Annotated in this window: 14 protein-coding genes; 4 read left to right on the top strand and 10 right to left on the bottom strand. The window is 30.8% G+C overall.

Going from position 1 to position 11,082, the window contains the following annotated elements; translation table 11 throughout:
* The first annotated feature begins 14 nt into the window (after nucleotides 1-14).
* Genes ACFQ1Q_RS02080 through ACFQ1Q_RS02070 form a run of 3 tightly spaced genes read left to right on the top strand, consistent with a single transcriptional unit; the run spans nucleotide 15 to nucleotide 2,738 of the window.
* Nucleotides 15-497, top strand: a complete 483-nt coding sequence (locus ACFQ1Q_RS02080) for a DUF305 domain-containing protein (protein WP_079738446.1) — start codon at nucleotides 15-17, stop codon at nucleotides 495-497.
* A complete protein-coding gene (locus ACFQ1Q_RS02075) occupies nucleotides 487-2,265 on the top strand; it encodes an efflux RND transporter periplasmic adaptor subunit (protein WP_386127478.1) in 1,779 nt (592 codons plus the stop codon). The genes ACFQ1Q_RS02080 and ACFQ1Q_RS02075 overlap by 11 nt, the downstream gene beginning before the upstream one ends.
* Before the next feature lie 32 nt (nucleotides 2,266-2,297).
* On the top strand, nucleotides 2,298-2,738 hold the full coding sequence (locus ACFQ1Q_RS02070) for a heavy-metal-associated domain-containing protein (protein ID WP_386127476.1): 441 nt from the start codon (nucleotides 2,298-2,300) through the stop codon (nucleotides 2,736-2,738).
* Between the two features lie 867 nt (nucleotides 2,739-3,605).
* Here ACFQ1Q_RS02070 and ACFQ1Q_RS02065 read toward each other — a convergent pair.
* Nucleotides 3,606-4,355 carry a hypothetical protein gene (locus tag ACFQ1Q_RS02065; RefSeq protein ID WP_386127473.1) on the bottom strand — a complete coding sequence of 250 codons (750 nt, stop codon included), beginning with the start codon at nucleotides 4,353-4,355 and terminating at the stop codon, nucleotides 3,606-3,608.
* 209 nt (nucleotides 4,356-4,564) lie between these two features.
* On the opposite strand from ACFQ1Q_RS02065, the gene ACFQ1Q_RS02060 reads away from it, so the two are divergent.
* A complete protein-coding gene (locus ACFQ1Q_RS02060; protein WP_386127471.1) occupies nucleotides 4,565-4,753 on the top strand; it encodes a hypothetical protein in 189 nt (62 codons plus the stop codon).
* Between the two features lie 388 nt (nucleotides 4,754-5,141).
* On the opposite strand, the gene ACFQ1Q_RS02055 is transcribed toward ACFQ1Q_RS02060, so the two are convergent.
* The 9 genes from ACFQ1Q_RS02055 to ACFQ1Q_RS02015 all read right to left on the bottom strand — a co-directional run bounded on the left by ACFQ1Q_RS02055 (nucleotide 5,142) and on the right by ACFQ1Q_RS02015 (nucleotide 11,081).
* The gene (locus ACFQ1Q_RS02055) at nucleotides 5,142-5,315 is read right to left on the bottom strand and encodes a hypothetical protein (protein WP_386127469.1); all 174 of its coding nucleotides are present in this window, start codon (nucleotides 5,313-5,315) and stop codon (nucleotides 5,142-5,144) included.
* A 249-nt stretch (nucleotides 5,316-5,564) separates the two neighbouring features.
* On the bottom strand, nucleotides 5,565-5,795 hold the full coding sequence (locus tag ACFQ1Q_RS02050; RefSeq protein WP_386127467.1) for a hypothetical protein: 231 nt from the start codon (nucleotides 5,793-5,795) through the stop codon (nucleotides 5,565-5,567).
* A gap of 55 nt (nucleotides 5,796-5,850) precedes the next feature.
* The gene (locus tag ACFQ1Q_RS02045) at nucleotides 5,851-6,003 is read right to left on the bottom strand and encodes a lmo0937 family membrane protein (protein WP_386127465.1); all 153 of its coding nucleotides are present in this window, start codon (nucleotides 6,001-6,003) and stop codon (nucleotides 5,851-5,853) included.
* A 22-nt stretch (nucleotides 6,004-6,025) separates the two neighbouring features.
* Entirely contained in the window at nucleotides 6,026-6,550 is a 525-nt protein-coding gene (locus tag ACFQ1Q_RS02040) for a hypothetical protein (protein WP_386127463.1), read from the bottom strand.
* Between the two features lie 139 nt (nucleotides 6,551-6,689).
* Nucleotides 6,690-8,474, bottom strand: a complete 1,785-nt coding sequence (locus ACFQ1Q_RS02035) for a sensor histidine kinase (protein WP_386127461.1) — start codon at nucleotides 8,472-8,474, stop codon at nucleotides 6,690-6,692.
* Nucleotides 8,475-8,476: 2 nt separating this feature from the next.
* Nucleotides 8,477-8,923: a response regulator gene (locus ACFQ1Q_RS02030; RefSeq protein ID WP_386127459.1), complete on the bottom strand. Its 447-nt coding sequence runs from the start codon at nucleotides 8,921-8,923 to the stop codon at nucleotides 8,477-8,479.
* Between the two features lie 3 nt (nucleotides 8,924-8,926).
* Nucleotides 8,927-9,487, bottom strand: a complete 561-nt coding sequence (locus ACFQ1Q_RS02025; protein WP_386127457.1) for a helix-turn-helix domain-containing protein — start codon at nucleotides 9,485-9,487, stop codon at nucleotides 8,927-8,929.
* An 87-nt stretch (nucleotides 9,488-9,574) separates the two neighbouring features.
* Nucleotides 9,575-10,144, bottom strand: coding sequence for a methyltransferase domain-containing protein (locus ACFQ1Q_RS02020; protein ID WP_386127455.1), 570 nt, complete (start codon nucleotides 10,142-10,144; stop codon nucleotides 9,575-9,577).
* A gap of 4 nt (nucleotides 10,145-10,148) precedes the next feature.
* Nucleotides 10,149-11,081, bottom strand: a complete 933-nt coding sequence (locus ACFQ1Q_RS02015) for a PorP/SprF family type IX secretion system membrane protein (RefSeq protein WP_386127453.1) — start codon at nucleotides 11,079-11,081, stop codon at nucleotides 10,149-10,151.
* Nucleotide 11,082 lies beyond the last annotated feature (1 nt).

The raw sequence follows: 11,082 nt of genomic DNA, 5'->3' as shown, positions 1-11,082 counted from the left end.
TAAATCAAATGATTATGGAAAATCCAAAAGAACACTCAAACAAAGGAAACTACAAAACCTTCTTTATAATGCTGGCTTGCTCATTTGTAGCAATGTACATCACAATGTATTTAAACACCTATTCCATAGACCACGTATGGTTTAGTCTAACACGTTTCTATATGACGTGTTTAGGAATTTCAACAATGGCAGTTATAATGTGGTTTTTTATGCGAAAAATGTATAATGATAAAAAGAAGAATATTGCCATACTTGCAGGTAGTTTTATTCTGTTTGTTGGTGCATTAGGATTGGTAAGAACACAAGCACCAATTATTGGTGATGTCCTTTGGATGAAAGCAATGATACCACATCATTCCATCGCTATTTTAACAAGTGAAAGAGCAGATATTCAAGACCCAGAAGTTAAGAAATTAGCAGAAGACATCATAAAAGCACAGCGTAAAGAAATAGAAGAAATGAAAGCAATGATAAAAAGATTAGAAAATGAAAAATAATAAAATTGTCATATACATAGGCTTACTCGTAGTAGGTGTGTTATTGGGGTGGTTGCTTTTTGGTGGCTCATCAAATAAAGAAACAGACCATAATCACAATGCGGTTGCAGAAACCAATCAAATGTGGACGTGTTCTATGCATCCACAGATTATGAAACCAGAACCAGGTGATTGTCCTATTTGTGGTATGGATTTAATTCCTGCGGAAAGCGGAAGCGATGGCTTAATGGCAGTCCAGTTCAAACTAACAGAAAATGCGATGGCATTAGCCAATATTCAAACAACCGTTGTGGGTAAAGGCAATGCAGAAGGCAATACCATAAAACTATCTGGTAAAATTGCTGAAAACGAAGAAGCCAATGCAGTACAAGTAAGTTATTTCGCTGGAAGAATTGAGCGTTTGAATGTGAGTTTTACAGGCGAAGAAGTTCGTAAAGGTCAATTATTGGCAACCATTTATTCGCCAGAACTCTATGCAGCACAACAAGAATTAATTACAGCAGCATCTTTAAAAGAATCACAACCTGCTTTATATAAAGCAGTCCGTAATAAACTGAAATTATGGAAGCTCTCTGAAAATCAAATCAATCAGATTGAAGAAACAGGAAAAGTGAAAGAAAACTTTCCTGTTTATGCAACCTTTTCGGGTACTGTTACAGAAAAATTGGTAGAGCAAGGCGATTACATTAAACAAGGTCAACCCTTATTAAAAATTGCTAATCTCAATACGGTTTGGGGAAATTTTGATGTTTATGAAAATCAGATTGAACGCTTTAAAAAAGGACAGGAAGTGATGATAACAACCAATGCTTATCCTAATAAAGAGTTTAAAGGTAAAGTAGATTTCATTGACCCAGTTTTAAACACGAAAACAAGAACAGTAACCTTGCGTGTGGTTCTAAACAACAAGGATGATGTATTTAAACCAGGAATGTTTGTAACCGCAAATATTGAAGGCAGTACAGCTAAAAATGACGAAGTATTAACAATTCCTACATCTTCTGTGTTATGGACAGGTGAACGTTCTGTGGTGTACCTTAAAACAAATCCAGACCAACCTATTTTTGAAATGCGTGAAATTAAATTAGGCAATCAAATTGGTAATGAATATGAAGTTGTAGAAGGTTTATTTGTTGGAAATGAAATAGTGACTAACGGAACATTTACAGTTGATGCAGCTGCACAATTACAAGGCAAAAAATCTATGATGAATAAAGATGGTGGTAAAGTAATGACTGGACACGAAGGACATTTAGGTATGGATAACAATGCATCCAACAAACAAACTGACCACACCAATATGAATGAGCGTTTGGAAGTATCAGAGAAATTTCAACAACAGTTAAATAGTGTTTACAATGAATATATCAATTTAAAAGATGCTTTAGTAAAAGAAGATTCAAAAAGTACTTCAACAAGCGCATCAACTTTACTAAACAATTTAACCAAAGTAAATATGAAATTGTTGTCAGATAATAAGGCGCATAACCATTGGATGTCATTAGAAAAGGAAATAAAATCTTCAGCGACCTCAATTTCTGAAACGTCAGATATAAAACTTCAAAGAAACCATTTCAAGCATTTGTCATCACATCTAATCAATGCTGTTCAACTATTTGGTGTAAATGAAAAAGTCTATTTAGAATTTTGTCCAATGGCAGATAATAACAATGGTGCATATTGGTTGAGTAAAGAAGAAAAAGTAATCAATCCATACTTTGGCGAAGCAATGCTAACCTGTGGTGAAGTAAAACAAATAATAGAATAATAAATCAAGTAATAACAATTAAATTTTAAACAATGAAGAAAGTAATTTTAAGTGTAGCTGTAATAGCAGCATTAGGTTTCACAAGTTGTAAAAACGAAACCAAAAAAGAAACAGAAACCACAACTACTGCAATGTCAAAAGATATGGCAATGACAGACCTGTCTTTTGGTGTAAGAGGAAATTGCGGAATGTGTAAAAACACTATCGAAAAAGCAGCTAACGGTGTTGAAGGTGTTGCAAGTGCTAATTGGGATGTCGATAAAAAGAAGATTGATGTGTCTTTTGATGATACAAAAACCGATGCAATGGCAATCCATAAAGCAATCGCAGCTTCAGGTTATGATACCGAAAAAGTAGCAGGTGATGAAGAAGCATATGATGGTTTACCAGGTTGTTGTAAATACGACCACGAAATGATGATGAATCAATCAGGTGAAACAAAAAGTGATGACCATTCAAATCACGACCATTAAGCAATAATGAAAGAGTCTTTTTCGGAAGGCTCTTTTTTATTCCCCACAACCCAAAATCCAGTTTTTTCGTACCTCAAAATCCTCTGTCTTTTGTGTTGTTCCGCTCACCTAACAAGTTTAGCGTTTTTTTGTCTTTAAGGTAATAGCATATTACAGCTTTGGTTTTCATAAAATCAAACCAAACTGCAATAAGCTATTCTGTTATTTTTATATCATAAAACCCTAAACTCACCCAAGCTATGTTACATAATACAAGTTATAGTAGCAAAAATCCTTTCAAAGGTTTGCTAACGCAGTATTCTTATATTTTCGTAGCTATAACTGGTATTATGTAAAATATCCGCTTAACCCACGCTCACATTGGAACACACAACCACATTTGGAACTCTAATGAAACAGAAGTAAGATAAAGTAGGTTAGAATATTAGTTATCTCATTCATCTGCACAAAACCATCGTTAAGTCCAAGTATTCCTTACCTCAAGTCTTTGTTTGTTTCATTTCGTTAACAAATATCAAGAAACATAGTACTATAATTAAAAGGTGATTAGATTGTGCTAAACTTGAAAATGGAGAACATAAAAAAATAAAAAAGAAAGCAAATATAGGTAGCTTCCTTCAGCCAACGCTCAATACTGTAAAGGTCAAGCCCTACGGGTTTTGAATAAAACTTTTTTAAGTAGCAATCGTAAAAGGTTTCAAGATTTTTGAGTAAAAAACTTTTACCCAAAAACCTTGACAGCATCATCCACGCTACCTTTAACATTGGCTGTCTTTTTTCTTTTCTTCAAAAAAATTATGGCAAAAGAAAAAGCCCTACAATAAAAATTATAGGACTCTTTCAGCTTCAAAGGTCAGAATGAAACTTTTATGCTACTTCTACGATATTTAAAACGTTATATGCGCCATTTTTAAGCGGATACTGAATACCGTTAATCTCTTGGAAGAACTCTACCAATAAAACGAATATATCGTTTCCTGTGCCTGTTGGAACACCTGCAGGAGTTAGTGTTTGAGTTGCAGACGTTGAATCAATCGGAATATTTACAGTCGGACTGTATTCGATTGAATTATCTGTAGTATCAAAGTCAACTTTTAAAAATGCTGAACTTAAACTTACGTGTGTTGCGCCACTTGGATAGGCTATATCATTTGTAGGTGTTAAATTTGGAATTGTAATTTCACCAGTTGCACCATCTACAGTAAACGGAGCGAATAAAACAGCACTTAAAATGGCTCTATTATTGAAATCCAAGCCTTTTAATGTGGCTTTACCTTCTGGTGTTGCTAATCCTGTAGCTACATTTCTTTGACCTCTTACAGAGGTTGTATCAAAGTTTTTAATTTGTGTCATTTTTTGAGTAACACGACTTGAAACTCGATTATCTTTTGCTCTAATCATTAAGTTTCTTACTGATGTTCTTAATAACTTACCAGATGATGCAGAACTACCAAATTCTGAACCGTTTTCACGAGTTCGCTCAAACGCTGGGTCATTTTGAATACGCTCTTTAGAAACACCGCCTTTAGTTTTTACTAAATAGCCTTCTTTTGCTTTGTAAAAAGTTAGATTGTCTAATGTTCCCTCTAACTTAATAATACCTTTTAATTTTGCCATAACTAATACATTTTTTGATGATGAATACCAAATATACGAGCTATTGACTGTCAATGCATTAGAGGGCTTCCGTAGTGTTTATAAGTTGCCAATACTTCCGTTTTAGTTAGTTTTTTCAATGGGATATTAGTCGTATATTGTATATAAGTGTTTTATAGCTACGGTATAGATAAAGTATAGTTAGAGTATTAATTTTAAATTTAAAGTGAATGAGTAGAATCTGTATTTACCCTAAAGACGTGCAGGTAGTAACAGGAAAGAGTGAGCGTTATGGCAGAACAATAATCAAGAGGATTAAAGAACGCCTTAACAAAGAAGCTCATCAGTTAGTTACTATCGATGAATTTTGCGACTTTATGGGCTTTGAAATCAGTAAAGTACAAGGATTAATCAAGTAAATTCCTTATCTTTACTACAAGGTATAAAGGTGACCTATTAGGTGACCCAACAATGGTACAGGACTGAAACAGTAATAAACAAAGGCACTACGAAAGAGGTTCACTTACCTCTTTCTCCGCAACGAAAAGCTCTATAACATTACGCTATAGAGCTTTTTTATTGATATATTTTTAATTTCAATATTTAATTGATCTAAATTTTCTACAATTATTTTAATGTTTCCAAACGTATCAGAATCAACAATTTAATTCACTTCTTCATTTATAAAAGAAATATTATTTTCAGTATTAATTGCAATCTAATTTTGTGGGTTTAAATAATTTTTAAAAACTAAAAAAACCAGCAACGTTAATTACTGGTTTTTTAATATTTTGGTTTTTAAAAATTTTATTTGTTGTCATCAACTTCTAATTCAAATCCCTCAGTTTTTATTTTTACGCTGTTGCCCTTTTCTTTTGGTGCTTCAACTTCTTTTTCTACTACTGTTGTTTTTTCTCTACAAGATGTAATTGAAGCTGCTAAAAATAATGATAGGATTGAAGTAATAAATAATTTTTTCATGATTATAGTTTTGTAAGGATGATTTATAAACCCTTGTTATACATTACAAAGATTCATTATTATTAGAGTTAATCCGTTATATAATTTTATATAATATTTATAAAATTTCTCTAAGATAAATTATGATTTCAATTGTATCGCCACTTAAAATATAACAATCTGAATATTTTATAATTCCAATTTAAAATGAAAAACTGCTAGATATTACCTAACAGTTTTTTAATATATTTTATGAATGTCACCATAAATTTAGTTGTTAACCTCTTTCTTTATTTTAACCTCACCGTCATCTTCTTTAATCTTAATTTCAGTATCATCGGTTTCCATTTTTATTTTGTTTCCTCCATCTTTTACTTTAATTTCTGCACCTTCTTCTTCCATTTGTTCAATTAATTTTTCTTTCTCAGTTTTTTCTCTGCATGATGTAGTGCCAAGACCTATAAATAGGGTTAAAATTGAAGTTATAAATAATCTTTTCATAATGATTTTTTTTATTTGGTGATTCGATTTTTATTTAGTGTATACGGAAGAAAGGTTACACACCTTTTCCTCCTATTAATCTTAATAGAATAGCAATAACTGCAATAACTAGTAAGATATGAATTAAGCCACTTGCGCTATAGACAAAAAAACCTAGAGCCCAGCCAATAACTAAAATAACTGCAATTAAGTATAATAAACTCCTCATAATTTGTTGGTATTTAATTGTTTTACTTTAGACGCTCTAAAGTTTTCTTTGTGATATAAATATTTGATTGAATTGTCTTTTTTAAATCATCTGCAACCTTTTTGGTTCTCTTGTCCGATTCGATTTTTTCTAGACTATCTAGAATTTGTAGTTGTCTTTCTCTTTTGTATTGTATAAACTCTAAGGCTTTTTTTACTTCTTCGGTATCTTCTGTTAAAGAATCTACTACTTTATATTCTTCATCAGTAGTGTTGGCAATTAAAACAATACTGTTATCAGCCAATTGTTTAATGTTATCCTGAATTTTATTTTGCTCTTCTTTAATTGTATCAACAGTCGATTTGAGTTCTTCCTGCAAAGAAAGTGTGTCAAGTGTTTTACAAACATTAATGATGCTTAAATTTTCTTTTGCTAATTCTGTTAGGTAATTTGCTTCAACTTTAAAATCATCTACATTGGAGGTGTTTTTAGCATTAGAGTTGTTGCAAGAAATATTAGCTAAAAGCAATAGACTACAAACTATGTAATAAAATCTTCTAATTTTCACGTTATTAAATTTAATTACACAAATATTTACATTTTCCTAAGATTTTATTTTATATTATTTTTTTTATCTGTTATAGAATTTACAGATTAAAGAAAATTTGGTAGATACTTAAATAGATAATTTTAAGAATTTCAACAAACTATGCAGGTAAATGTATAGTAAAACGTGCACCCTCATCTGGGAAACCTTCAGCATAAATTTTGCCATTATGATTATCCATAATTTTTTTACAAATAGATAAACCTATACCAGTTCCGCTGTAATCATCTCTATTATGAAGTCTATTAAATAACACAAAGATTTGCTCGGCATATTCTGGCTCAAAACCAATACCGTTGTCGGAGAAAATTATCTCATGAAAATTATTACTATCATCTAAAGTGTCTTCGTACTCGTTTAACGCTTCAATAAATTCGTAAGTAATAGTAATTCTAGGTTGTCTTTGGGTTGATTTATATTTAATTGAATTAGATATTAAATTACTAAACAATTGTTGAATTTGAAACGGAATAACTTCTGCAGTTGGTAATTTGTCTGACACTATTACAGCTTCGTTAGATGCGATGAGCTCTGCTAAATTTTCTTTTGTAATATCTAACAGCTTATTTAAGTCTGTATTTTCAAGAACTTCATCAGATTTATTAGTTCTCGAATATTGAAGTAAATCATCAATCAATTGACGCATCCTTTTTGCTGCATTAGTAATGCGCTCTATATATTTTTTTCCAGAAGCTGATAAATTATTAGATTCTTTTTCTTCTAATCTAGATAAAAACGTTTGTATTTTTCTGAGCGGTTCCTGTAGGTCATGGCTAGCAACATAATTAAACGCCTGTAGCTCTTTGTTATTAGTGAGCAACTCTTTATTTCTTTTCTCTAAAAGATGCATGTTTGCTATCTCATCTGTAATATCTGTGGTAGTTCCTAAAAGTTGTTTCGAGCCGTCTATGTTTATTATACTTTTTCCAAACGATTTTAAATGTCTTACTGTGCCGTCTTTTTGAATGATTCTAAAATAAATGAATGGAAGCTCTTTCATTTCCATCATTGCTTCAACATGCTCATTCAGTTTCTCTACATCATCAGGATGAACAAATTGGTTAAATGCCTCAACAGTTTGCTCAAAAGAATAGGGTTTTTCTCCTAAAAGGCGAAACAAATTTTCTGAAAATTGAAATTTATTACTATCTATATTCCATCTCCAGCTACCAACATTGTTTACTTTTTCTGATTGTATGGTTGCTTTTTTAAAAATCTCGAGTTCTTTGTTTTTAAGTCTAACACCTTCAAGATTTTTTATAATTCGTGAGTATGAAAAATATATAACTAGGAGTGTAATAAAAACTAAACCGTATAGAACAAGTGGTGTGTTTTTTAAAAATTCTCTGTTTTTGTTTTCTTCTATCCTAAGTTTTTTATTTTCAAGTGAAATCATCATCTGTAATTGGTTTCTGATTTCATCCATTATATTTTTTCCTTCTAAAAAAACTTTTTTAAAAATCTGTGAATTTGTACCATAATCAAATGCAATTTGATTTTCTAACTCAAAGTTTATAAATCGTTTGTCGATGATTTTTTTTAGAGAAATTAAGTTATTATACTGTATTGAGTCATTTTGTGTAAAAACTCTTAATTGGGCAAAACTATTGTTAATATTGTCACGACCAGATATAAAAGGTCTAAGATAGATTGAATCTTTTGTAGTAATAAATCCACGTTGCCCAGTTTCTGCATCTTTGAGATAAGATAATATTTGCTCTAGCTCAATATTAACACTATAAGTATGCATCATCAAATTCGATGATTTTGATAAATTTGAGATATGCCTGTAACCTATACCAGCAATTACAACAATAAAAAACAGACTTACAAAAAAAGTTATTTTAATAAATAATTCTGATTTTAAAACTCTTCTTACTGGCATTTCTATAATCGTAATAAAAAGTTGTCTTTATTTAAACCATCTTTATGAAATTGCCAATTAGTGCTCACTACAGTAGAAAGTGTCTTCTTTAATTTATTAAAGCTGTCTGGTTTTTTTATATAAATATTGGCACCTATAACAAAGGCATCTTCAATGTGTTCCTCGGAAGCAGAAGTAGAATATATGGCTATTACCATATCACTAAACTTTGGATTTTGTTTAATTTCTTTAAGACATTCCATACCACCTTTTCTTGGCATATTTAAATCTAAAAAAAGAATATGAGGCAATTTGGCGTCATCTTTTAAAAGATAATCCATTAGGTACTGACCATCGTTAAATGTACTAACATTAATATCCATTTTTAACTCATCAAAAGCCTCTTCAAACAAAAAGCGGTCGTCAGAGTCGTCATCTGCTAAATAAACATTTGTAAAATCTTCATTCATTTTTTATGATTTTGATTTAAGTTCGTTTCTACGTTTAATAATGCGCTGAAACGCTGATGGAGTTATACCAGTTGTATTTTTAAATTGAGTGCTTAAATGCGCTACGCTAGAGTAATCTAGCTTATAAGCAATTTCGGTTAAACTCATATCCTCACTGATGATGAGATGTTTGGTATATTCTATTTTAGTGAGAATAATATAATGCTCAATGGACGTATAAGTAACTTCAGAGAATAAATTAGATAAATATCCATAGCTTTGACCAACTTTATCTGCAATATATACAGAGGTTTTCACATTTATTGCTTCGTCAGTGTCATAAACCATTTCTTTAATTACGTCTTTAATTTTTTGAACTAAAATGCACTTTTCATCTTCAACGATTTCTATTTCGTAAGGCGCTAGACTGCTAAGAAATTCTTCTTTTTTTTGAATGGTTAAAGGTTCTTTAAAATCAACCTCTCCAAAATTTATGATTTCGTATGGTACAGAAAGTGCGTCTAATTTTTCTTTGAGTACAGCTTCACAAACTGTAGTGAAATTAAAACGCATAAAGACTTTCATAAACCTAGTTTTGTTTAACGTAAAGATATATGAAATGTAACAATATTTTACTCAAAAAATTTATCTGCGTTGGAGTATTCCAAAAAGCTATTTTTCAGAACGTTCGGGTATCGAATTGTAACAGTTTTCAAAAGTTATAATCTTAAAATATTCTGAAAAATAGCCTAAATATAGCATTTTGTTACCTCCAAATGGTCGTTTATTAAAATCATTATTAAGTGGAAAGTTAAACCACAAACCCACAAATTTACCGTTTGGTTTTAAAAGCTCATGCATTTTTTTGGCATAATTTGTTCTATTTTTTTCAGTAGGTGTCATTGAACAAAAAAATGTTTGTTCTAGAATTAAATCATATTTGGAATCATGGGTAAAAAAATCTTCGTGCAATAATTGATTATCAGGAAAATCAGAATTTCTTTTTTTAAAATCTTTTAATGTTACATCAGAAATGTCTAGAATATATACATTTTTAAAACCCAATTTATAAAGATATTCGGCTTCATACGCGTTTCCTGCTCCAGGAATTAAGATTTTCAAGGCTTTATTTTTAAGTTGATCTATATAATCTCTTAAGGGAGTTGATGGAAAACCAATATTCCAACCGGTTTCGTTTTTGATATATCGATTGGTCCAATATTCTTTTTCTTGAAAATTCATTAATTTATTCCGAATAGCCATTACCAAATTGAAAGCTTAATACAAATCCGTGTGTGTTTCCTAATGGCGAATCATTAAATGATGTGTTATAATTATAGATAATTCTAAAGTTATTAAATAAATAGATACCTGCTAAAATATTTACAGAAGAATTGGTTCTGTATCCAGTTCCAATTTCAAACTTATTTTTAAAACTTGCTGATAAGTTAAAGTCTAACTGTACAGGTGCACCTTTTTCCTGCTTTATTAATATGTTTGGTTTAATCATTAATTCCTCAAAATTATTTGAATAAAAACGATATCCAAAATAACCATAGAATACTGGTTCTAAGTTAATATTTTCTTTGTTTTGAGCGAGTTTGTCTCCAAGTAAGTTAGGTGATGAAAAACCTACATATAAATTGGCTAAGTTCAGTAATATACCTGCGCCAATAGTAGGTAAATTGGTATCAATATTTTGTGCAAAGTTAGGATCACCCATTATACCTAAATCTAAAAGATTTTCTCTATACTGCTGAAATCCACCAGATATAGCAAAAGATAAAGAGTTTGGTGTGTAATTTTGCCAATAAGGTCTGTTAGATTTCGTATCAAAAAATATTTTGTAAGAGAAAGTAGCAAACGTACTTGTCGATGATGTAACACCAATTTGGTCACTTATATAGCCTGCACCAATACCTATTTTACCTTCTTTCACTGAAGTTATAAAACTTAAAGCTAAACTTTGCGGACTGCCTTCAAAAGAGTTGAAAAAACCTGAGTTGTTTAAAGTTAGTTCTGCATTTGGAGTTAGCCCAGCGTATGCAGGATTAATCAAATATGGATTATAGTTGTATTCAGAAAATGTAGGTGTTTGCTGTGCAAAACTTTTCTTTGGTATTAAAAAGAGTAGTCCGATTGTAATTACTGTAAACTTTATTTTTGGGGATATTTTCATC

Origin of the sequence: Winogradskyella litorisediminis (genome assembly GCF_042675765.1) — a bacterium.
Taxonomy (GTDB): Bacteria; Bacteroidota; Bacteroidia; order Flavobacteriales; family Flavobacteriaceae; genus Winogradskyella; species Winogradskyella litorisediminis.
Note: the sequence above shows the minus strand (reverse complement) of the source record. Positions and strands in the feature narration are given on the sequence as shown.